Below are 21,687 nucleotides of genomic sequence, written 5' to 3'. Positions count from 1 at the left end.
AATGATTTAGTAATTGAAATTGAGCCCCCATGAAATTACAAATTAACAACACCAGTCCTATTATGGATTGGTGTTGTTCTGTTTTCCTAAAAAATCTCATTTATTTATGGTACGGTTCACCGTCATGTTAGTTTAAAAAGTAGAAAAACACCATTGGATGGTGTTTTTCTACTCAACACGATATTAATTTTTTGTAGCAAAAAGGGTATTCAAATAAATAAGTCTTAAAAATACTCTTAGTAAATTCACTTTTTATCTTTTAGTTGCTTTTCTGCCTTCTCCACCCTTTGATTTATTGAGTGAAGGTTTGTGTTGCTCTATCTTTTTTTGCTCGTGTTCTCTTCTAGTATTACTCGTTGAACGACCATCAGCTACTTTATACTCATATGTATACCCTGACATTTTTATCTCTCCTATTTAATTAATTAAATTTACCATTTCTTTTATGCTCATTCATTCTACGATTTAAATCGTTTGTTTCTCCCACATAAACAACTTTACCGGCACCATCACGAATTCTATATTCACCTGGAGCTTGTGGTGGCTTGTTTCCTTGTCCAGTATTTGGATCGTATTTCGCTGGTCTTCCTGGTTTATAAATTCCCATTAGCGTCTAACCTCCCATAATAAAATTTTTCTATATTTTTCTAATTGCTAGTAGTGTGTCTCTATAAGAATAGATAACTACTACTAATGCCCGTCTAATCTCAACATTTATATTGATTTAACTATTAAAAGAGCACTATTTGGTGATTAATATTCATCCATTATGTGTAAAAGCTTACCATCAATTAGATTATCAGCTGCAGCACGTTGCGCAAGACTAGAATGACGACTATTACGAATTTCTTCCAGTTTACTTTCAGGGTAATTTTTATACTGCATCATATATTTACCGATTTCTTTCCGGTTATTTTCTATTGCGCCACCAACAGCTTTACCTACACTATCCCAAAATCCCATATCTATCTTCACCTCTCGGAATTTGAACATTAATCTAAATTTCAGTCATTTTTATATGTACCTTAACTAAGCCGATAATTTTTATATGGAGGTTGGCTTTCCCAACTTTTATTTATGTTATCCCTAACCACCTTTTTTTTAAATGTAAAAACAACTTTAAAGAGTGCTTCCAAACGACCAAAAAGTCGTCACTACAAATTAGGTATTTTATACTATTTATATTTTACCAGTAAAATAGATAATTTTTACAAATTTATTTCGACATTTATTTCCACAAATATACAAATTTTAACACAAGCAGAACCTGTCACTATTCGCCAGTTCCGTACACTGCCATGCCTGGCACAATAATAAAAAGACGGTTCGGATGTCCGAACCGTCTTTTACTTGAAACTATATTTATGCTCGCGCTTTTGCTTTATCGTTGCCAGTACCTTTTTTGCTCATTTTTGCGATGAATGGAACGACCCAGCGGTCTAAACCAATTCTTCCTGCATTGTAACCTGCTGTTAAAATGATAAATCCGATGAAGATGTCTCTAGGGTTGTGAGATACAGTTCCTGCTAAGAAAAAGCTGAAGTTCATCACTAGACCAAAGAACATTGCAGTTGTTGTTAAGCAACCTAAGATTAAGCCTAAGCCGATTAAAGTTTCGCCCCAAGGTACGATCACGTTGAACACATCAACATTTGGTAGTGCAAAGTGTTTTAAGAAGTCCACATACCATCCAAATACGACGGCGCCATCTGGACCTTTTACTGGGTTTGCAATCGCTCCTTTTAAAAATCCTGCCGCATCGAAGCCGCCACTTGTTAATTTTCCGTAACCTGCTGTTACCCAAGAATAGCCAAGGTATAAACGTAAGACCGTAAGAATAGCCGCTGCAATTTTATTTTCTCTTAAAAATTTATTAAACATAAATCATTCCGCCCTTCATGTTTTGTTTGTTCTTTATGATTACACTATATTCCCTTTTTCCGTTAAACAACATAGGTATAGTGATAAGTTCACGATTTGTTAAAAATGATTTGACGGAATGTTGAACAGTATTTAATCACGTAAGGGCATTCTAGGAGGGCGGGTCTTTTAAGATGTTTAGAACTTGTATAGCGGAGGATTCTCTAATCTAAGGCCATTAGCGATTCGCCCATAAAATAGAAGAATTCGCTCATAAATTTGTTGAATTCGCCCATAAGGTTGGAAAATTCGCCCGTAAAATCGGATTCACTTATAGAGCATTAGTTAGGGTGCCTGTCATGCCCCGGATTTTCTTGATTCAAAACGATTTCCACGAACAACTTTAATCTATATAATAACAGGCGAACAGCACTGTTCGCCTCTTTTTTGTTATTCTATGTCCAATTTTCACACTCAACCAACCGATTTGTTCCATTCCAAGCTATTTATTGCATCGGATTTGTAAAATCATTAACCAAAATTTGGTGGACGGGAAAGGCTTGGTGTTTTTATTACAAACTACCCGAATAGTGTGTTAGTATTCATTTTATCAATCAATTAATCCCAATACAAAGCAGGTGGTTACACGTGTTCTCTGAAAAAGAAGTGAATCTTTATTTTGTTCGGCATGGGGAGACCCAATATAATGTAGAGAAACGATTACAGGGAATCTGTGACTCACCACTAACAGTTAACGGAATTGCACAGGCCAAATCTGTAGGAATCGGTTTATCTGATATCGAATTCAAAGCAGTATACGCTAGTGAAAGCCGGAGAGTAGTAGATACGGCTAGGTATGCCATTGGCCAACGAAACATCCCCATCTTTACTGACCCACGTCTAAAGGAAATGAACTTTGGTGTATTGGTATCCCTATCACAAACAGAATTACTAGCTCAATATGGGAATATTCTAGAGAAATTATATAGTCTTACCGATTTAAATATGTCAGCACCTGAAGGCGAATCCTACGTACAGCTTTTTTCACGAACAAGCTCTGCTATCGATGAAATCATTCATAAGCATAAAAATGAGGGTGGAAATATTCTAGTATTTTCACACGGGGTAACAATAGGCAACTACATAATGCAAATAGCAAAATTGAGCGGTTATCCACACCTTGAAAATTGCAGTGTTTCTGTGATCAAATATTTGAACGGTGAATTTTATGTAGACAGGATTGCTGACACTTCTTTTAGAGATAAATACTACCTAAAATGAAATCCAATCACCTAGGGCAGACAGACTCCATCACCGAGCGGTTATACGAACGACAAAAGTGCAATGTACTATCATCAGATTCCTTACCTGGACGCCCTAAAAGTGGTGCCAGACCCCCTGTGAGTTAAAGCTTTAACGCATCAGGTGTCAGGCACCTTTTTTTAGAACCGTTCCCTCACCTCCAATTTAAACCATTCAACTATTCCATTTTCTGTGTTATAGTCAAATATTAACTTCTAACAAACAGACGAACGAAACTATAAATATTTCTTAAACAAAATAAAATGAAATTTAAATGAGGCTGAATAGATGAGTATATTAACGGTTAAAGACTTAAACCACGGCTTTGGTGATCGGACTATTTTTAATAATGTTTCCTTCCGCTTATTAAAAGGAGAACATATCGCTTTAATTGGGGCAAACGGTGAAGGTAAATCGACGTTTATGAATATCATTACAGGGCAACTTCAGCCTGATGATGGAAAAGTAGAGTGGGCAAAGCATCAACGAGTCGGTTATCTTGATCAACATACTGCTTTACAACAGGGAATGACAATCCGTGACGTACTAAATACGGCTTTTCAATACCTCTTTGACGTCGAAACGAATATTAATACGATTTATGAAAAATTATCGGACGTTACACCTGAAGAAATGGAAAAGTTGTTAGATGAAGTTGGTACATTACAAGATATATTAACAAATAATGATTTTTATATTATTGATTCTAAAGTAGAAGAAGTGGCACGTGGACTTGGTCTTGATGATGTAGGATTAGAAAAAGATGTTCATGATTTGAGCGGCGGGCAAAGAACAAAGGTTTTATTAGCAAAGCTTTTACTCGAGAAGCCAGATATTCTTCTTTTAGATGAGCCTACAAACTATTTAGACGAACAACATATTGAGTGGTTAAGACGTTACTTGCAAGAATACGAGAATGCTTTTTTATTGATTTCGCATGATATGCCATTTCTTAATAGCGTGGTAAATGTCATCTACCATTTAGAAAATCAAGAATTAAATCGCTACATCGGTGATTACAACAATTTCCTTATTGTCTATGAAGCTAAAAAAATACAAGTTGAAGCTGCTTTTAAGAGACAACAATCAGAGATTTCTAATTTAAAGGATTTTGTAGCCCGTAATAAAGCAAGAGCATCTACTAGCAGCCTGGCAATGTCCAGACAGAAAAAACTCGATAAAATGGACGTTATTGAAATTGCACAGGAACGACCAAAACCTGATTTTAACTTTAAAGAATCAAGAGCCTCAGGTAAATTAATTTTTGAGACGAAAGAATTTATTATTGGGTACGAAGAGCCACTTTCAAAACCGTTAAATCTTTATATTGAGCGTGGACAAAAAGTCGCCTTAGTTGGCGCGAATGGAATCGGAAAGACGACACTCCTTCGTAGCATGCTTGGAGAAATAAGATCTCTTTCTGGTACAATAGAACGCGGTGAACATCAGTATATTGGCTATTTTGAACAAGAAGTGAAAACAGAAAATCAAAATACGTGCATCGAAGAAATATGGAATGAGTTTCCTCATTTAAGCCAAGGACAGGTTCGTGCTGCTCTTGCAAGATGTGGATTAACTAGAAAACACATTGAAAGTAAAATATCGGTTTTAAGTGGTGGCGAGCAAGCGAAAGTCCGCTTATGTAAACTCCTTAACCAAGAAAGCAATATTCTTGTTTTCGATGAGCCTACCAACCATTTGGATATAGATGCAAAAGCTGAGCTTAAACGAGCTTTGAAATCGTATAAGGGTAGCATGCTCCTTATCTCTCATGAACCTGAGTTTTACCAAGACGTGGTAACAGATATTTGGGACGTAGAATCATGGACGACTAAAGCTATATAAACTTGAAAGATCGAAAAAGGTGCCTGACCCCTAGTGTGTTAATGCGTTCACGCAACAGGGGTCAGGCACCTTTTTTCCGATTTCAGCAACCACTTTAGAATGTTGATCCAGTTCTTTAACAAACCTCACAACATCCTCATTCACACGTAATTCCTCTGGTGCACTGCCGCCCGGGATGACAGCAGCATCAAAGTCAGCCGCGTTTGCTTCAGCGGCCGCCAGATCTGTGGTATAAGCGACGGTCATCTTCTTACCCTCACATACGACACCTTTATTCGTACCTATAATCACCTTTTATGGCTTCATATGAATTTATCATTTCAGAATCCTCAAAATCACTTGCTAATAAAAAAGCTACCCTTGCCATTATCGAAAACCTTCTTTATATAATTTTAAAAGGAAAGCTCCTACTCTAACGTAGAAGCTATACCATACATAACAATAGAAATTAGTTTATGAGATGTTGGTAAAACTCATAAGCCTCAATATCCGTATACCCTTCATGGACAACCTTAATAACCGCTTGAATCATTTCTTCAGGGTATTCAGATTGGAAAATATTCCTTCCCATATCCACACCAGCTGCTCCGCCTTGAATAGAGTTGTAGGCTAGCGTTAGGGCCTCTTTCTCTGGTAATTTCTTACCGCCTGCAACGACTAATGGGACTGGGCAAGCTGCTGCAACCTTTTCAAAATCGTCACAGTAATAAGTTTTAACAATTTGTGCACCAAATTCAGCCAGCATTCTTGTCGCTAACAAGAAGAACTTCGTCGTTCGCTCCATTTCTTTACCAACAGCGACGACACCCAAGGTTGGAATCGAGTATCGGGAGCCGAGGTTAACCGCCTTGTTTAATTCTTCAATCGTTTCCTTTTGTCCATCGGAACCAATGAAAGTTTGAATTGCGATGGCACTTGCATTCATCTTAATCGCATCTTCAATGTCCACCACCATCGATTCATGGCTGAGGTCATCTTGGAGAACACTGGAACCTGACGTTGCCCGTAAAGCAATCGCCTTATTAAAGGTCGGTGGGACACTGCTTCGGATGGCACCTCTAGTACCCATCAAACAATCCGCATAACCGGCCAATCTAGGAATCAGCAAATCTAATCTTTCTAACCCTGAGGTTGGCCCCATGAAATAGCCATGGTCAAACGCTAACATGACCGTTTTGCCTGTGTTAGGGTTAAAGATTCTCGATAAACGATCCTTCATCCCCCAATCTAGATTGTTTGCCCCTTTTACATGGAAATTCCCATTGTTCGCGAATGGTACACTCTCTGCAAATTCCTTTGCACTTTTGTTGCCAATCGTATCAGCCATTTCTCTCTCTCTCCTTTGTTCAAACTCCGAGGTTAATCGGTTAAAAATTGTAGTCCTTCGTATTTTCTTTTGTAAATACAATCCGCTCAGGCAAGACGATTATTCCAGAATCATCCGCTGTATAGTCGTAGCCTTGAATGGTGTTCGGCTCTACTTTAACGGAACCCATATCAGGAACATCGATAGAGCCTCCAACTTTCAGTTCATTGCCTTTCGCTAACCAATAAGCAACGTATACCGCAAGCGCGCCTTGATCTTTTACATCCCATAAACCATGGTTGGTAATCGTTCCATTTTCAATAAATTGTCTCATTGAATTTGGTGAAGCAAATCCTGTAATAATGACATCATCTGCTTTTAAACCTTTATTTTCCGCTGCTTGAGCCATTGCTGGAAGTGCAGTGGAGTCTGGGCAAATAATGGCATCAATATCAGGATAAGAATCTAAAATACTTCCGCCAACTTGTAATGATTTTTGTTCATTGGCATCACCAAATTGAGTCGTGACAAGTTCCCATTTTGGATATTTTTCTTTAATATATTTGTTTGCATAATTAACCCATGCGTTTTGGTCTGGAACGGTTGGGCTGGAATAGAACCAGCCAATTTTCTTAGCCTCATTCGGGTTATCCATTTGCTCTGCAGCCATATCAACAAGCATTTTACCTAAGATTTCTGGTGTACCTTGGTTGATATAGACAGAACGATACTTAGGATCCACATCCGAATCCCATGTAACCACTTTAACACCGGCATCTTTTGCTTTTTTCAAGGCTTGATTTAAGCCGTCAGAAGAGACAGAAGATATGGCAATCGCATCAGCACCGCTATTGACAGCGCTATTAATAATTTGGACTTGGTTCGCAACCGTACCTTCAGGTGCACCATCGTACTTTACTTTAAAACCAACTTTCTTACCCATTTTCTGTGCCCCATCATTACCAGATTCAAAGAAGGCATTCCCAGTCATTTTTGGAATGAACACAACCTGAATATCTTTATCATCTTTCTTTTTGCCATCTCCAGAAGCGCCTTCATTGGATCCGCATGCAGCTGTAAATAACATCACAATTGCCACCACAATCAATAGAGTAATAGATTTTATTTTTCCCATTGAAAGTTAACCTCCAATATTTTGTTTTTGTGTAACGATTCTCTTCATGTTCGATCTAAAGTCTCGATTGATTCCCAAGAATGCGACAGACACGATCAAAAGGACCCCCGTAGCTAATCCGATATACTGGGTAGAAACTCCAGCCATTTGCAAACCTATCAGCATGAATCCTAAGATAATGCTGGCCAAAGCTGTCCCGACAACACCTCCTTTACCTCCTGTGATTAAGGTTCCTCCTAAGACAACAACCGTCAGAATGGGCATAAGATACTCAGCACCATAATCACTTCTTGCACTGCCTAAATAGGAAGTCAACACAACCCCTGCAATACCAGCACTTAACCCTGACAAGACGTAGGTACTCGCAATGATTTTTTTCGTATGAATTCCCGAGTACTCGGCTGTGTTTTTGTTTATTCCTGTTAAATAAATATATCTGCCATACCTCGTGCGGTGCAGAAGGATATAAGCGATGATAAACATGATAATAAAAAGAAGAACAGCATGCGGGATTCCCATGACCTCTCCATTGGCAATTTGGCTAAACCCCTCAGAAAACCCTGAAATTCCTTCATAGGTACTGACGCCAGACATTCCCACCAGCACAATCGCAATCCCACTATATAAAAGCATGCCGCCAAGGGTAATCACCATCGCCTGAACTTTTCCATAAGCAATCAGGACACCGTTGAGAAGGCCGCATAAACCGGCAATAAAAATGGCACAAATAATCGAAACCCAGATATTGAGACTCGCCACTTGTGATAACAGCCCCGTGACCACCGAGGTTAATCCGATTATCGAACCGCCAGAAATGTCAATTCCTCCCGTAATAACGACCAATGTGACAAAAAAGCCAATTATCGCAATCGCAATAAAATCGTTAAAGCTGTTTAACAGAATCGTGACATTCCAGAATCTCGGGTTCAACATTCCAAAAACAATAATTTCAGCAATAATTATGACAAATAAGGCAAGGTTCCATTTCGGGATTTTCGTTAACATGTCATTTCTACGCCTCCTTTTGCAGAACTCTTGCATTTAATCGGACTTTCTTCGCCTTCTTACTGGCATTAAACGCAAGCAGGGCATCAATGACGACAATCATGATTAAGAGTGAACCCGAAATCGTATCATTCCAAAAGGCGGGGACTTTCATATAAACCAAAGCAGAGTTGATCGAAGTTAGAATAATCGCCCCTAATGCTGCCCCAACAACCGTTCCAATTCCGCCAATCAAGGACACACCCCCAAGCACACACGAGGCGATGACCGTTAGCTCAATTCCTGCTCCTGCATTTGTTGAGACAAAGCCAATTTGACTCACAAAGATTAATCCCGCTAACGAGGCGCAGACACCAGAGATGACAAAGGAATAGGCAATATATCGCTTCACGGGAATGCCTAATGAAATAGCTCCGTCAGCGTTATCCCCAATCGCTGTATAATACCTTCCCTTGCTGCTCTTCGATAAATACAACTGAACGAAGATGACCCCCACAATAACGATGAAAGATAATAGATTAATGCCGAAGATATCTAGATTCGAAAGCTCTTTAACGTGGGCCGGAATATTTTCAACCCACTTTCCGTCCGTATAAATAACTTGGACCACTCTGGTGATCGAGAGGATGGCTAACGTCATAATAAAGGAAGAAATTTTTAATTTTATTACGCCAAATCCATTAATGAGTCCAATGCAAGCTCCAATTAGTAGGGCAGCGATGACAGCTAGAAAAATATTTCCACCATCGCGAAGAATCGTTCCGCAAACGGCCGCACTTATGCCCAGTGTTCCGCCTACAGAAATATCTAAATTTCCCGTTAATAGAACAAAGGTCATCCCGACCGCGAGAACAATAAATAGCAAGCTGCTTTTCAACGATTTATCGATATTCTGCCATGATAAATAGTCAGAGTTGATAAAACCCACCACCACAAAAAGAAGGATCAAGAATAGTAGGGTTCTAAATTCCCGTTGTTTGATTAGGCTCGCACTCCTATACATGTGCCTTATCACTTCCTTCAAATGTTCCAAAGGCTGCTTTCATCACATTTACCGCATTAATTTCTTCTAAGTTTAGGCACACATCACAGGTCCCTTGATAGACAGCATAGATACGGTCACTGATTCTTTCGATTTCTTCCAGGTCAGACGAAATAAGCAGAACGGAAAATCCCTGGTTTTTTAATTCTGTAATGATGGAATAGATATCAGCCCTTGCAGCGGCATCAATTCCCCTTGTTGGTTCATCCATGATGATCAATTTAGGGTTCATGGATAACGCTCTTGCAATTACAGCCTTCTGCTGATTCCCGCCTGATAGTGATTTGATTTCATCCTCTTGGGAACTCAGTTTAATTCTTAATCGTTCAATATACTGGTGGGCCACTTGTTCCTCTAACTTTCTCTTTGTAAAAATACCGTGCCGTTTAATCATTTGTGAGGTGATATTATTTCTGACAGAACTGATCGAAAAAATACCGTTCAAAAATCGATCTTCTGGGATGTAAGCAAGCCCGCTGTCCACCGTTTCATTAATGGACAATTTAGTAATGTCACGACCATCAAGATAGACTTTTCCCTTCTCAATCGGATTGATTCCGTAAATCGCTTCGGCAATCTCTGTTCTTCCCGCACCGACAAGCCCGGCAAGACCGACAACTTCTCCCTTATAAACTTCAAAACTAATATTCCTAAATCCATCGCCAACGATATTGTCCACTTTAAGAATAGGTTCTTCTCCCTCACGGCTGGTCCTTCGTTTTTCAAAATGAGCTTCGTAACTAGTCTCATTTCCTACTGGAAGAAGTCCTTGAATCAGCAGTTCTTTCGTAAACTCCTCAATTCTACCTTTAAGTGTTACTTTTCCATCCCGTAAGATGACGGCATGCGTGGAGATCTGAAAGACTTCATCAAGACGGTGGGTAATATAGAAGATTCCAACCCCGGAATTCTTTAACTGCTCAATCACTTTGAAAAGAGACTTTGTTTCTGAAAACGTTAAGGTAGAAGTGGGTTCATCGAGAATTAACACTTTTGACTTTCTTAACAGTCCTTTAATAATCTCAAGCTGTTGCTGCTCCGCAATACTCAAGGTGGCTGCTAATCGTTTCAAATCCAGGTTCCAGCCTAATTCTTTAATGAGCTTTTCCGCTTCTTCTCTTACTTCATGTTTACCTTTCCAAAATCCAATTGTGAGGTTTTGTTCAACCGTCATATTAGGAAATAGCAGCGGCTCCTGCGGCACTAAATAAATACCTCTTTCATGAGCAGCAAACGGGTTTAAATGATCTGTCTTTTCACCATTAATTTCAATAACCCCATCATCGGCTTTGTAAATACCTGTGAGGATTTTCATTAAGGTGCTTTTCCCTGCTCCATTCCCGCCTATAATCGAGATAACCTCGGACTCATAAAGTTCTAATGAAACCCCTTCTAAAACTGTGTTTCGGTTAAAAGACTTGCGAATATTCTCCAATTTCACTAGATTCTTTGGCTCCTTCATCATCCCACCACCTTAGCACCATTACTGTAACCGCTTACTTTTTTGTTATAAGTCTATTACTGATTCATACATTTTATTAACAATCAAACATTTTATTAGTTAGTAAACTTTATATACTTCCAAATATGAAAAATGCCTCCAAACAGCTTACTAGGTATTCCCTCGTAAATTATATGAACTAGGCATAATTTTCATTACAGTCTTATTACAATATAGAAAGGTTATTGAAATTACTTTTGTTTTATTGCACAGCAAAAGTAGCACAATAGTTTTAACATAAAATTTTTGTTTAAAAATAAACTGTAGAGAGTGAAGAACATGACATATGAAAATAGTCTTATCAGCAATATCGCCTGGAAGTATTACATCGAAGGAATGACACAAAACGAGATCGCGGAGTCTTTGAATCTATCGAGGATGAAAGTGATAAAATACCTAGATATCGCGAAGGCCAATCACATTATCCAATTTAAAATTAACTTGGATAAATTTGTGGATATCGAGGTACAAAATAAAATCAAGCAGCACTATCATTTACAGGATATTTATATTATTCCTGCCTCTAGCAAAAATCCGTTAGATAGTTTGACAAAGGCAGCCGCCCACTATATTGAAGACAGAATTACCAGTGACACCATGATTAATGTTGGTTATGGGCAGGCCGTTTCAAGAACCTTGGGACATTTAAATATCTCGACAAAGTATAAAGTCACATTCGTCTCCTTATCCGGAGGCGTAAAATTCTATATTCCAACCGTAATCGATTCGTCATCCGATTATTACACAAATCTCAATTACAACCATTACATTATGCCGGCCCCCTTATTAGCATCTACAGAACATCTCGCCAAACAGTTAATTAATGAAAAACCAATCAAGAAAATCTTTGAAATGATCCCATACTCTTCGATCACGATCATTGGCATTGGAGCAGTAAACGAACAGGCCACCATTGTGAAGGAAGGATATTTAAACACGAATCAAATGGAAATCTTCAAATCAATGGGGGCTGCGGGAGATCTATTAAGCCAGTTTTATGATAAAAATGGCCATGTTTTAGATCTTAAATTGCATAAACAACTGGTGAGTACCGATATAAATCTATTAAAATCACTGAACCATGTAGTTGCCGTGGCGGGAGGATTAGAAAAACGAGAGGCCATTATCGGGGCATTAAAAGGGGGATATATCGATGTATTAATTACAGATGAAGATGTCGCCAAAAGTCTAATCGAATAAAGGGCTCAGATTATTAATTCCTAATCATTGTAGAAAGGAAGATGAGGACAATGGAAAAGTACTTAATGGCGATTGATGCCGGAACTGGCAGTGTCAGAGTCATTTTGTTTGACACATTTGGCAATGAACTCTTTGTTACCCAATCGGAATGGACACATAATGAAGATATCCGCTATCCAGGTTCAATGGACTTTGATATCAATAAAAATATTGAACTGATCATCGATCTCATTAAAGAAAGCTTAGTCAAGAGTAAGGTGAAGCCAGAGAACATTGTATCGATATCCACCACCAGTATGCGGGAAGCCATTGTCCTATACGATGAGAACGGTAAGGAACTATGGGCCTGTGCCAATGTGGATTCAAGGTCCAATGATGAAGTCGCGCACCTATATAAAATAAGCGATACTATCGAAGCAGATATTCATCGTATTTCTGGACAGACCTTTTCATTAGGAGCCTCCCCGCGCATCCTCTGGGTGAAAAAGAATATCCTCGAAACGTATGAAAAGGTGAAATACGTTACAATGCTGAACGACTGGATTACCTATCGTTTAACCGATGTGATTTCGGTTGAACCTTCCAATGGCTGCACGACTGGTCTTTTCGATCTTAAGAAAAGGGCATGGGATCCAGCTATTCCAGAGAAGGTTGGTCTGAGAAATGATATTTATCCAATTGTAAATGAAAGCGGATCCATTATTGGTCATGTTACCGAGGAATTCTCAGCACTTACTGGATTGAGCACGAAAACGTTAGTGGTCGCAGGTGGCGGCGACGCTCAATTAGGCTGCATTGGCATGGGTGTCATTAAGGAGGGAGATGCGGCTGTCTTAGGCGGGAGTTTTTGGCAATATGAATATACAACCAATCATGTCGAAATCAATGATGATTGTAAAGTAAGAGTGAATTGCCATGCCATCCCCAATACGTGGCAATATGAAGCGATCGCCTTCTTTCCTGGATTAATCATGAGATGGTTCAGAGATACGTTCTGTGATCTGGAAGCCTTTCTTGTGAAGGAAAGCGGGGAAAGTATTTATGCCCAAATGGAGAAAAGAGCCCAAAATGTCCCGGCAGGCTGCAATGGGATGATCTGTACCTTTTCCGATAAAATGAATTACTTTTCATGGAAACATGCCGCTCCAAGTTTCATAGATTTTAAGTTTAACAGTTCGTATAATAAAGCCACTTTTTACCGGGCCATTATGGAAAATGCCGCTTTTGTAACAAGGGCCAATATTGAAATCGTTTCTAAAATTACGAATACATCACCGGAAGCCATTGTTTTTGGCGGCGGGGCCTCAAAAAGTGACTTATGGTGTCAAATTGTTGCTGACGTTCTGAATATAAAAGTTAAGGTTCCCGTTGTAAAGGAATCAACCGCTCTTGGTGCTGCTATTTGTGCAGGTGTAGGAGCAGGCGTATATGAAAGCTTTAATGAGGCCATTGATCAAGTGGTAAAATTTGAAAAAACTTTCGAACCAAATGAAATGAATCGTTTCATTTATGATGAAGTCTATAAAAAATGGGAAGCCGTATACAAAGTACAATTAGGTCTGGCCGATCAGGGATATACCGACCATATGTGGATTGCGCCAGGCTTATAAACTATTAAAGGGAGAGTGCAAAATGACCGTTTTGAACGAGACTGAAAGAGACTACCGATTTGGTGACAGCGGTCCTAAGTACCTGCTAAAAGGACCCCGAATGAACTTTGGAATTGTTATCCTGCAGCCAGGACAGGATTTTACTGCGCATTATCATAACTTCATGGAAGAGAACTTCTTTATTTTAGAGGGCGAACTGGAAATTCACATCGACACGGAGATTTTCCAATGTAAACAAGGAGATTTTGTCCATGTGGAACCAAAAAAGGTTCACTATTTAATTAATAAAGGAGACACTGTCTTTAAAGCGGCTTTTATGCTGGCACCCTACCAAGAAAAAGATAAGGTTGAGGTGGATTACAGGCCATACGGTAATAAACTAGACTGAACACCAAAGGGACGGTGTCTAGGTATCCGTAATTTTTGATTAGATTGAGTGTCTTCATCTCCCAGTAACTTTTTTCATATAAATGGAATCTGTTATTAGATATAGTTTCCCCCTCCCCATAGGATAGGGGGACTCTTATTTATAATAGTGAAAGTGTTTAAAATTTTATTTTACCTTTTTTGTCAAAAAGATATTGAATCCCATAAAATAAAAATGCCTTTGAAATGAAATTAAGAAAAAATTGAAAGTTATTTAATCGAACCAATCTATAATATCTAAATTTTCTTGCAAGATTTGCAACTGGAAATGCAAAGATACCATTTATAATTGCATTGAGTAAAATAAACTTTTTAAAATTTCCGTATGTCCACTTTAGAATCCACATGGAGCTTACAAAAAACGGTCCAATACTAAAAGGGAATTCCCCAAATAAGTATGATTTCGGTTTATTATAGAAGACCCACCATTTTTGTTTTTTTCCAATTTGAATGCTGATACCGTCAATAAGGACAATTAGGATTGATGCGGGAAGAAATCTTTTTATGTTACGTGAGCCTAATAAGGGTAACGTCAGCCATGATATTAAGACCATAGCAACATTAATTAATCTTTGAATTTTTATTGTCATAGCTTCATCATCCCTTTCTCAAAACCTTGCTTCTCCTATCTTGTTAAAATATCCAATAAATCACATTCATATGTATAGGTATTCTTCAACAAAATGACCTATAGTTCAAATAAACAACAGACTGCCTATGGCATATGAAACCTCAACTCTTGCGCTCAATAAAGAAGGCGGCTGACCCCATGTATATTAAAGCTTTACTGCAATTAGGGTCAGGCACATCAGCCTCAAGGTTGACCTCCTATCCTTATTACCTATAATCCCATCCCATTCAACAAATCCCTCAAAGCTCTTAACTCTTCAACTGTCAACGTGACACCCTTCCCCATCTTCTCGTGTTCAGGTGCCCAATCGCGTAAATCGAATTTTGGTTCTTTTCCATTCCAACTGATAAGATTGAGTTCTTTGTTCCAGCCTTTAGGGGATTGAGACAAAGCCCCCACGGTTTCTTTTATTTCAAATTTGATTTCTGCCATTGCTTTTAGTCTCCTTTAAAATCCTTAATCACTACTTGGTTTCGCTACATTTCTCTGCCCCCAAATCAAACTCAATTGGTACGCCCTTTAATAATTATGAACATTAAAGACCTCAAATATTTCATTTTCAAATTCGTCCTGTCCTGAACCTGTTAGCATCGAGTCTGCCAATACCTCTAAATAGTGTCTAAATTCCTCTACCGTGAATAATCGATCTTATTCTACATAACCTATAGCTGTTTAGGAGGTGAAATCATTTGTCAGACCAATCAAAAACTAATAATCAAAGTGTCTCAGAAGGCATTAAAGAAACTGCAGGTGCTGCGTTTCATGCCGTGCATAGTGCATTAGAAACCACTGAGAATATTGCCATGAATACTGTAGATGCAACTTCAAATGCCGTAACCAATTTAACAGGCAATGCAAACAATACTAGAGGAAAGCGTAATAATGATTAATGCAATAAGCGCCATTTATTTGGCGTTTTTTTAATACTTTTGGAAAAGGTTTTAGATTCCGTGCCATGTATAGTAAATAGGTTCAAATAGTAAAAAAGGGCATTGCTTGATGAAGAAACATTTCTTGTGCTCCTAGTATTAGCAATGGCAGCTGGAAGTATAGCCATAGAACAAAACAGCAATACACTGAAACCTTTAACAAGCAACAAGAGGCAGGTAATCGTTAATGATTACCTGCCTCTTACCTTAAAATATCTGAAACCGCCCATTACCACTTTCGCCATTACATTAGCGATGTTTATAATGCAGCAGATCCACCATCGATTGAAATGACAGCACCATGAATATAGGATGCTTCTTCGCTAAGCAGAAATGCTACTACATTCCCTACTTCATGGGGTTGACCTAATCTGCCCATCGGTACCGCATCAGCCATTGCTTTAATAGCTTCTGCTGGGAATGCTTTTACCATTGGTGTTTCATTGGTTCCTGGAGCAATTGCATTGATGCGAATATTATCTCTTCCATATTCCCCAGCTATGGTTTTTGTTAGACCAATAACAGCATGTTTTGTCGCGGAATAAGCTCCTAATGTAGGCATTCCAACTAAGCCGCCAAGTGAGGCAGTATTGACAATGGATCCACCGCCAGTTTTTAACATCTCGTTCACAACATATTTCAAACCGTAGAAGACACCTTTTAAGTTAACATCAACAATGGTATTGAATTCTTCTTCGGTACATTCTAAAGTTCGAACTCCAGAACCGGAAATTCCAGCATTGTTAAAAAATAAATCTATTTTTCCAAAGCGGTCAACTGTTTCGATTACATATTTTTTTACATCCTCAACTTTACTCACATCAGCTTGAATAAAAATAGCATTACCGCCTAATTTTTCACAAAGATGTACTGTCTCTTCTCCTTTTTCTTTAGACAAATCTACTACTGATATATTTACCCCTTTTTGAGCAAGTGTTAATGCAGTTTCTCTTCCGAACCCACTGCCCCCGCCTGTAATAATCGCTGTTTTTCCTTGCATTTGATTCACTCCATTATTAAATATTTGTGATGTTCATAATAAATCCATTATAAGGATTTCTCTTTATGTGAAATAATGAGCAATCGATACTTTTAGTATAGCTTATTCGACACAATTTACGGAAAGCTGAGTGTGTCAATTTCTTGGCATTTTTTTGCGTAATTGTTAGTGATGCGCTAGTTTACTACAAGTGAAGGGAACTGATAAGGCGGGCAGAGTAACCAATCTTCCCTCCAATCCGCTCTAGAGTTTTATAGGGACTTGTAAAAAGTCCCTTTCTTCCATCTAAACGAGGAGAATCTGCCATTTTTGCGAGGTAAAACATCAGTTTCGCCAATGGCTATTACAACAATCAAAAGTATGATAAATACTGTCCAATTTACTGTAGGTATTCCAGTCATGGCTTATTGTGTATCTGTTAAATATGCTCCTCATATAAGCTTTTTAAATATAATCTCAAGCCCCATCGATCTTTTTAGAGTATTGTAAATAGGGGAGTTTTTAAGCGCATTGAACGTAAATTCATCAAAATCATTGTCCTCAAGATCAACAAATAAAAAAACGGTTACGGTTATGTTTCTGATAAACGGTTCTTCATCATACCCTTTTACACCAACCAAGGATAGAGGGTTTTCCAGCGAAAGGTTTAAAACCCCTTCAATTTCTTCAATAATTGAACCTCTTTTTTTTGACTGCTCCAAGAGTGTCAATATTATGCTGCTTAAAACTGATCCCGCGAAGTATTCTAGACTCGTGATTTGTTTGTTTTCTAAGTCAAAACTTATTTGCTTTTCTATCTGAAAGCTACTTTTGCTTGTAAAAATTTTCACAGATGAGAGATCATTTGACGTCCCCCTAAAGTTCATATCAAAAATCCTGGACTCATATACTGGGTTTATTTCGTCTGTCGACCGCTTAATCATATTTGCTCCTTAGTATGGAAACCGTTTCTGTTAATGAGCGTATTTTGCCCGAGATATTTTCAAGTATGTTAACTGGACTATTTGAGAAGGTTGCAAAACCGCAGTCAGGATTTAGCCATATTCTATCCTTTGGAAGATACATCATTGCCTCTTCAACTCTTGAAAGGATTGAGTCCAATGTCTCAATTTCATCTGTACGCGGATTTATCACTCCTAAACCAAGTGCAGTATGCTCCCCGATTCTTGAATCAGCCAATAATGAGCTCAGCTCCCCTGCCCTTGGCGTTGAGAATTCAAGTGTTAAAAGGTCCGGATTCACACTAGCAAATAACTCAAGCAGTGGAGTATATGGACCTGTCAATAATTTGCTCTCATCCTTGCTCCAGTTGCCTCTGCAGACATGAAGAGAAGTAACCGTCTTGTGCTTTTCTATATGCCCCATAATCTCTCCAATCAAAGAACCGGCAAATTCAAGCTCCTCTTTAGGATCCTTTCTCTCGGAAAGAGCTGCGCACATAAATGACCTTGGCTTTCCCTCTGTGAAAACAACCTCGGTCAGAACCGGTTCATCAAATTGAATCACATCCACTCCTATGTTCAAAAGATTGTCGATCTCTTCCTTCATAATCTTTATCACATCTTGCCCAAGTTCTTCCTTGCTGCCATAAACCTTGCCTGAGAGATTAGGAAGCCACATCGATCTGGTAAGAAGATAGGGACCTGGTATGGTTATCTTAACGGGTTTGTTAGTGAACTTCTTCATCGTCATTAGCTCATTTGCGACAATATCGCCATTGTAGTTCAACTTACCAACACAAATTGCATTTTTAATACTGACTGCTGGAACATCAAGCGTGGTCAAAATGTTCTCAAAAGCTTTTTTATCCTCAATATAATCGAGCATTTCACTCATGCTCATCATTCTAACGCCGCCGATTTTATCGGAAACGAAAGACACATAGTTATCCCGCCCAAGCTCTCCACTTGTGATTACATCGATCCCAAAATCCTCCTGCAGCTTAATGAACTTTTGAGTTTCCCTCTCAATAAGCAGGTTGAAGTCGTTTCGTTCAATCTTTCCTCTTCTTATCATTCTGTGGGCTCTTAGAACCTCTTTTGATCTTGGCATGCTTCCTATTAAGGATGTGGGAAATAGCGGTAATGGTCTTTTCATGTGATTCATCTCCCAAAGTGGATGTAAATAGTTAAAAGACTGCCGATTCCCGCCTCTAGGTTCAATAGGGTCAGCACTTATCGGTTGGGGGATCAGGTTAAGCACCTGAGCTGATAATTAGGCGGAACAATTCCGCTTAATTAGTGATTAGTATTAAAAAAGGCTTAAATAGACGGAGAGATTCCGCCTATTGATTTGAAAAAGTCGAAAATGGGGGATTTTTCTTTAATTAAGCGGAAAACCTCCCCTTATTTACCCCAAAACGGGCTCCATTCTGCATCTAACCGGATAATATCCGCTTATTTTACTTTTGCTGGTTACTCGATTAAGGACAAGACATCTTAACTAAAAGAGAGTGAGTTCTTTTTCAAAAATCTAATAGTACCTCATTTTGGTGCATATTTTAAGAAAAGCACCTCAAAACGGAACCCTTTATCTTTTTGATTGCTGCTTTTAACTAAACAAGTCCAATATCAACGGTTTATCTAACAGAATTTAATTCAGGAACTTACGTACTTAAAGAACTTCAGATAGTCATTCGCCTCACGTAATTGCTGAAATCCTGCGATTCTGCCCTCAACCCATTCCTTTAAACCTTCCATATCCATCATCTTCTTATGGGCTTCATTGTTATAGTCCATTCTATGAAGCACTTTTTGCCATTCTCTGAACCTTTCAGTTGGAAAATCAGGATGTGCTACGAAAATACAGTGATCAAACAAAGCCGTTGTATCAATACATACCAATTGATTTTCATCAATGGTGCCATCCTTCTTCCAAGTGTCCCAGTTCAAATCCAGAGTGACAGAGGCGTCTACAGTTCCTGCCATCAATGCTCTAATGGCCTCTAGCTCCCCCCCGATGTGGTCACCATGAAGGCCGACGCCAATATCAAACCTTTTCTCTGTGTAGTCCGCTCCATACTCGAGTCCATTTTTATACAAATGGTTGATTGGGATCAATCTTGCTTGGGGAGAGTCTATGGCTCCAAAGCCAATAGTCTTGCCCCTTAGCCCAACGATATTTGTGATACGGCTATCTTTTCTTACAATGAAGCAGGTCTTTCTGTCTCTGTCCGTATCTCTCATTGAACCCATCTGGCATTTTCCATCAGTTCTCAAATAAGCGTCCAACCATGCCAGAGGCGAATTCCAGGCAATGTCTATTTCCCTGTTCATTAATCCGTCAACCTGAGCATCATAATCCTTATAGAAAAGACATTCGATTTCAAGCCCTTCTTCTTTGAAAAAATCAGCTATGATCCCCCAGATCACTGTAACCCTTGGGTCATAAATAACAGCCCCGACTTTTATTCTATCGTTACTCAATGTGCACACCCTTCCTGTGTCTTTATGGAATCATCTGACCTGTTAATGCTTTTCCAAGCCAAATAGCCAAGACGTCGGCACTTGGAGCCATAATTTGTCCTGCATATGCATCTCTGAGAAGCCTTTCCGTAGGCAGTGACTTATTGTAAGCCTTTCCTCCACCCACTCTCATTGCAAGCCTTCCACATTCAATTGCCGCTTCTGACGCAACGATTCTTGCCGCCAAAATCTTTGTAAGTGCATCAGCTTCTTCGTTGGCACCTGCTCTCGCAGCTTCCAAAGTGAGTGCTCTTGCGGCTGCCGCATTCTTATAAATATTTCCAATATGCACTTGAATCGTTTCAATATTAGAAAGTGTTCTTCCATCAGGATATTGCCTATCCACAGCATGGTTGCTGGCTATTTCAAACATATGCATGGCAGTACCGCTGTAAACTGCTCCCAGCCCTGTGACAAAGAATGGAGCTACCACGTTGAATACCTGCTCTTCGCCTGAACCTTCTACCCCAATGCGGAAAAATGAGTCCAACGTCACATTATCCATGTGCATTGGACATGACGAATTCCCTCTCATTCCAAGACCATGCCATTTTGACAATTCAAAGGTTAAGCCTTTTGTTTCCAGAGGGAATACCCAGTTGTTTATCTTTCCTTCTTCAACAGATGGTGCAAGAACGAGATAGTAGGAAGCAAATGTGGCCGATGTTACCATGCTCTTTATACCGTTAAAAGTTGTGTTGTCTCGGTTAACCTCAGCAGTCATTTCCGGCATATAGAAGTTGGTTCCTGTTCCGAATTCGCTATATGCTAAAGCCATGAATTCCCCATTTTCTACGATGTCTGTAAAAATTTTTTTCTTAAGTTCCTCGCTTCCATGAGTTAGAACACACATTAATGCGACATTATGCATCATGTAGCAAAGGGCTGTCGTAGAGCAAGACTCTGCGAATGCCAAACAAGCCTGGGCATGCTCTTCAAGCCCTTTGCCAAATCCGCCATATTCTACAGGGATAAGTAGTTTTAAAAATCCCTTTTCACCTAGCCTCTTGAAGGATTCTTCAGGAAATTTTGACTCCTTGTCCGTGATTTCGGTGAAAGGCAGTATGTAGGACATTGCAAAATCCCTGCCTTCTTGATAAACATTGTTCATATATTCCCTCCTCGTATAAATTTTTTTATATTCCTTATACAAACTTATTATGAAACTATTAAAGTATTACAATAATGTAGATTTTGTTTGTGCCAGACTAAAGTGAATAGTTTACGAGAATTAATTTTGAACATTCATATACTAAACGGCTACAACCAGATAGATTTTAAAACTTCTAGGAATAGGGGGAGGATTTGAAAGAGCTGGATAAGTTTAAGAATATATGAAGAAATTAGAGGTATTCATAAATGGAAGTGTGATTACTCTTCTCACCAACATAGATACATATTTCTAATCAAAAAAAAAGGAAGTTGAACACA

The 21,687-nt window shown here is 38.9% G+C and carries 23 protein-coding genes; 6 read left to right on the top strand and 17 right to left on the bottom strand.

From position 1 onward, the window contains the following. Window positions 1–252: 252 nt before the first annotated feature. The 4 genes from BDR01S_RS25260 to BDR01S_RS07720 all read right to left on the bottom strand — a co-directional run bounded on the left by BDR01S_RS25260 (window position 253) and on the right by BDR01S_RS07720 (window position 1,881). Entirely contained in the window at window positions 253–402 is a 150-nt protein-coding gene (locus BDR01S_RS25260; RefSeq protein WP_157406121.1) for a hypothetical protein, read from the bottom strand. Between the two features lie 19 nt (window positions 403–421). Beyond that, the gene (locus BDR01S_RS07735; protein WP_066250504.1) at window positions 422–607 is read right to left on the bottom strand and encodes a GIY-YIG nuclease family protein; all 186 of its coding nucleotides are present in this window, start codon (window positions 605–607) and stop codon (window positions 422–424) included. 146 nt (window positions 608–753) lie between these two features. Continuing rightward, window positions 754–963: a hypothetical protein gene (locus tag BDR01S_RS07730; RefSeq protein ID WP_066250502.1), complete on the bottom strand. Its 210-nt coding sequence runs from the start codon at window positions 961–963 to the stop codon at window positions 754–756. A 399-nt stretch (window positions 964–1,362) separates the two neighbouring features. Beyond that, window positions 1,363–1,881 carry a DoxX family membrane protein gene (locus tag BDR01S_RS07720; protein ID WP_066250495.1) on the bottom strand — a complete coding sequence of 173 codons (519 nt, stop codon included), beginning with the start codon at window positions 1,879–1,881 and terminating at the stop codon, window positions 1,363–1,365. Between the two features lie 627 nt (window positions 1,882–2,508). On the opposite strand from BDR01S_RS07720, the gene BDR01S_RS07715 reads away from it, so the two are divergent. Further along, window positions 2,509–3,141 (top strand): histidine phosphatase family protein, encoded by a 633-nt coding sequence (locus tag BDR01S_RS07715; protein WP_066250493.1) that lies wholly within the window; start codon window positions 2,509–2,511, stop codon window positions 3,139–3,141. A 309-nt stretch (window positions 3,142–3,450) separates the two neighbouring features. Next, window positions 3,451–5,007, top strand: a complete 1,557-nt coding sequence (gene abc-f, locus BDR01S_RS07710; protein WP_066250490.1) for a ribosomal protection-like ABC-F family protein — start codon at window positions 3,451–3,453, stop codon at window positions 5,005–5,007. Between the two features lie 30 nt (window positions 5,008–5,037). Here the strand turns inward: abc-f and BDR01S_RS26215 are convergent, their stop codons facing one another. From BDR01S_RS26215 to BDR01S_RS07680, 6 genes are all read right to left on the bottom strand, one after another. Further along, window positions 5,038–5,253 carry a DJ-1/PfpI family protein gene (locus BDR01S_RS26215; RefSeq protein WP_066250485.1) on the bottom strand — a complete coding sequence of 72 codons (216 nt, stop codon included), beginning with the start codon at window positions 5,251–5,253 and terminating at the stop codon, window positions 5,038–5,040. A 202-nt stretch (window positions 5,254–5,455) separates the two neighbouring features. Continuing rightward, complete coding sequence (lsrF, locus tag BDR01S_RS07700; RefSeq protein WP_066250483.1) at window positions 5,456–6,334, bottom strand: 3-hydroxy-5-phosphonooxypentane-2,4-dione thiolase; 879 nt, start codon at window positions 6,332–6,334, stop codon at window positions 5,456–5,458. A gap of 40 nt (window positions 6,335–6,374) precedes the next feature. After that, window positions 6,375–7,448, bottom strand: coding sequence for an autoinducer 2 ABC transporter substrate-binding protein LsrB (lsrB, locus tag BDR01S_RS07695; protein ID WP_066250480.1), 1,074 nt, complete (start codon window positions 7,446–7,448; stop codon window positions 6,375–6,377). Between the two features lie 6 nt (window positions 7,449–7,454). Next, window positions 7,455–8,453, bottom strand: coding sequence for an ABC transporter permease (locus BDR01S_RS07690; RefSeq protein ID WP_066250477.1), 999 nt, complete (start codon window positions 8,451–8,453; stop codon window positions 7,455–7,457). 7 nt (window positions 8,454–8,460) lie between these two features. Continuing rightward, window positions 8,461–9,456, bottom strand: a complete 996-nt coding sequence (locus BDR01S_RS07685) for an ABC transporter permease (RefSeq protein ID WP_066250475.1) — start codon at window positions 9,454–9,456, stop codon at window positions 8,461–8,463. Further along, the gene (locus BDR01S_RS07680) at window positions 9,449–10,957 is read right to left on the bottom strand and encodes a sugar ABC transporter ATP-binding protein (RefSeq protein WP_066250473.1); all 1,509 of its coding nucleotides are present in this window, start codon (window positions 10,955–10,957) and stop codon (window positions 9,449–9,451) included. The genes BDR01S_RS07685 and BDR01S_RS07680 overlap by 8 nt, the downstream gene beginning before the upstream one ends. 318 nt (window positions 10,958–11,275) lie before the next feature. On the opposite strand from BDR01S_RS07680, the gene BDR01S_RS07675 reads away from it, so the two are divergent. From BDR01S_RS07675 to BDR01S_RS07665, 3 genes are read left to right on the top strand one after another with little or no spacing between them, the layout of a single operon-like run. After that, entirely contained in the window at window positions 11,276–12,196 is a 921-nt protein-coding gene (locus tag BDR01S_RS07675) for a sugar-binding transcriptional regulator (protein WP_066363083.1), read from the top strand. Between the two features lie 50 nt (window positions 12,197–12,246). Then, window positions 12,247–13,806, top strand: coding sequence for an autoinducer-2 kinase (gene lsrK / locus BDR01S_RS07670; protein WP_066250468.1), 1,560 nt, complete (start codon window positions 12,247–12,249; stop codon window positions 13,804–13,806). A gap of 22 nt (window positions 13,807–13,828) precedes the next feature. Continuing rightward, window positions 13,829–14,194, top strand: coding sequence for a cupin domain-containing protein (locus BDR01S_RS07665; protein WP_066250465.1), 366 nt, complete (start codon window positions 13,829–13,831; stop codon window positions 14,192–14,194). Window positions 14,195–14,351: 157 nt separating this feature from the next. Here BDR01S_RS07665 and BDR01S_RS07660 read toward each other — a convergent pair whose 3' ends face one another. Together BDR01S_RS07660 and BDR01S_RS07655 are read right to left on the bottom strand one after the other, a co-directional pair. Then, window positions 14,352–14,822: a hypothetical protein gene (locus BDR01S_RS07660; protein ID WP_066250463.1), complete on the bottom strand. Its 471-nt coding sequence runs from the start codon at window positions 14,820–14,822 to the stop codon at window positions 14,352–14,354. A gap of 251 nt (window positions 14,823–15,073) precedes the next feature. Next, window positions 15,074–15,295 (bottom strand): YdbC family protein, encoded by a 222-nt coding sequence (locus BDR01S_RS07655; protein ID WP_066250459.1) that lies wholly within the window; start codon window positions 15,293–15,295, stop codon window positions 15,074–15,076. A 257-nt stretch (window positions 15,296–15,552) separates the two neighbouring features. On the opposite strand from BDR01S_RS07655, the gene BDR01S_RS07650 reads away from it, so the two are divergent. Beyond that, window positions 15,553–15,753, top strand: coding sequence for a hypothetical protein (locus BDR01S_RS07650; protein WP_066250456.1), 201 nt, complete (start codon window positions 15,553–15,555; stop codon window positions 15,751–15,753). 298 nt (window positions 15,754–16,051) lie between these two features. On the opposite strand, the gene BDR01S_RS07645 is transcribed toward BDR01S_RS07650, so the two are convergent. From BDR01S_RS07645 to BDR01S_RS07625, 5 genes are all read right to left on the bottom strand, one after another. Continuing rightward, window positions 16,052–16,792, bottom strand: a complete 741-nt coding sequence (locus BDR01S_RS07645; RefSeq protein ID WP_066250454.1) for an SDR family NAD(P)-dependent oxidoreductase — start codon at window positions 16,790–16,792, stop codon at window positions 16,052–16,054. 431 nt (window positions 16,793–17,223) lie between these two features. Next, window positions 17,224–17,622 carry an OsmC family protein gene (locus tag BDR01S_RS07640; RefSeq protein ID WP_235846513.1) on the bottom strand — a complete coding sequence of 133 codons (399 nt, stop codon included), beginning with the start codon at window positions 17,620–17,622 and terminating at the stop codon, window positions 17,224–17,226. Window positions 17,623–17,707: 85 nt separating this feature from the next. Next, window positions 17,708–18,889 (bottom strand): cobalamin-independent methionine synthase II family protein, encoded by a 1,182-nt coding sequence (locus BDR01S_RS07635; protein ID WP_066250450.1) that lies wholly within the window; start codon window positions 18,887–18,889, stop codon window positions 17,708–17,710. Between the two features lie 500 nt (window positions 18,890–19,389). Further along, a complete protein-coding gene (locus BDR01S_RS07630) occupies window positions 19,390–20,217 on the bottom strand; it encodes a phosphate/phosphite/phosphonate ABC transporter substrate-binding protein (protein ID WP_066250448.1) in 828 nt (275 codons plus the stop codon). Between the two features lie 22 nt (window positions 20,218–20,239). Beyond that, complete coding sequence (locus tag BDR01S_RS07625; RefSeq protein WP_066250445.1) at window positions 20,240–21,367, bottom strand: acyl-CoA dehydrogenase family protein; 1,128 nt, start codon at window positions 21,365–21,367, stop codon at window positions 20,240–20,242. Window positions 21,368–21,687 lie beyond the last annotated feature (320 nt).

The sequence above is a fragment of the Neobacillus drentensis NBRC 102427 genome (assembly GCF_001591445.1).
GTDB lineage: Bacteria > Bacillota > Bacilli > Bacillales > Cytobacillaceae > Neobacillus > Neobacillus drentensis.
The sequence above is the reverse complement of the archived record's forward strand: the minus strand, read 5'-3'. Positions and strand labels throughout refer to the sequence as shown.

What these genes read in the sequence shown, in the direction of transcription:
- BDR01S_RS25260 (WP_157406121.1), bottom strand. Translation starts at nt 402, where the DNA reads ATGTCAGGGTATACATATGAGTATAAAGTAGCTGATGGTCGTTCAACG.
- BDR01S_RS07735 (WP_066250504.1), bottom strand. Translation starts at nt 607, where the DNA reads ATGGGAATTTATAAACCAGGAAGACCAGCGAAATACGATCCAAATACT.
- BDR01S_RS07730 (WP_066250502.1), bottom strand. Translation starts at nt 963, where the DNA reads ATGGGATTTTGGGATAGTGTAGGTAAAGCTGTTGGTGGCGCAATAGAA.
- BDR01S_RS07720 (WP_066250495.1), bottom strand. Translation starts at nt 1,881, where the DNA reads ATGTTTAATAAATTTTTAAGAGAAAATAAAATTGCAGCGGCTATTCTT.
- abc-f (WP_066250490.1), top strand. Translation starts at nt 3,451, where the DNA reads ATGAGTATATTAACGGTTAAAGACTTAAACCACGGCTTTGGTGATCGG.
- BDR01S_RS26215 (WP_066250485.1), bottom strand. Translation starts at nt 5,253, where the DNA reads ATGACCGTCGCTTATACCACAGATCTGGCGGCCGCTGAAGCAAACGCG.
- lsrF (WP_066250483.1), bottom strand. Translation starts at nt 6,334, where the DNA reads ATGGCTGATACGATTGGCAACAAAAGTGCAAAGGAATTTGCAGAGAGT.
- lsrB (WP_066250480.1), bottom strand. Translation starts at nt 7,448, where the DNA reads ATGGGAAAAATAAAATCTATTACTCTATTGATTGTGGTGGCAATTGTG.
- BDR01S_RS07690 (WP_066250477.1), bottom strand. Translation starts at nt 8,453, where the DNA reads ATGTTAACGAAAATCCCGAAATGGAACCTTGCCTTATTTGTCATAATT.
- BDR01S_RS07685 (WP_066250475.1), bottom strand. Translation starts at nt 9,456, where the DNA reads ATGTATAGGAGTGCGAGCCTAATCAAACAACGGGAATTTAGAACCCTA.
- BDR01S_RS07680 (WP_066250473.1), bottom strand. Translation starts at nt 10,957, where the DNA reads ATGAAGGAGCCAAAGAATCTAGTGAAATTGGAGAATATTCGCAAGTCT.
- BDR01S_RS07675 (WP_066363083.1), top strand. Translation starts at nt 11,276, where the DNA reads ATGACATATGAAAATAGTCTTATCAGCAATATCGCCTGGAAGTATTAC.
- lsrK (WP_066250468.1), top strand. Translation starts at nt 12,247, where the DNA reads ATGGAAAAGTACTTAATGGCGATTGATGCCGGAACTGGCAGTGTCAGA.
- BDR01S_RS07665 (WP_066250465.1), top strand. Translation starts at nt 13,829, where the DNA reads ATGACCGTTTTGAACGAGACTGAAAGAGACTACCGATTTGGTGACAGC.
- BDR01S_RS07660 (WP_066250463.1), bottom strand. Translation starts at nt 14,822, where the DNA reads ATGACAATAAAAATTCAAAGATTAATTAATGTTGCTATGGTCTTAATA.
- BDR01S_RS07655 (WP_066250459.1), bottom strand. Translation starts at nt 15,295, where the DNA reads ATGGCAGAAATCAAATTTGAAATAAAAGAAACCGTGGGGGCTTTGTCT.
- BDR01S_RS07645 (WP_066250454.1), bottom strand. Translation starts at nt 16,792, where the DNA reads ATGCAAGGAAAAACAGCGATTATTACAGGCGGGGGCAGTGGGTTCGGA.
- BDR01S_RS07635 (WP_066250450.1), bottom strand. Translation starts at nt 18,889, where the DNA reads ATGAAAAGACCATTACCGCTATTTCCCACATCCTTAATAGGAAGCATG.
- BDR01S_RS07625 (WP_066250445.1), bottom strand. Translation starts at nt 21,367, where the DNA reads ATGAACAATGTTTATCAAGAAGGCAGGGATTTTGCAATGTCCTACATA.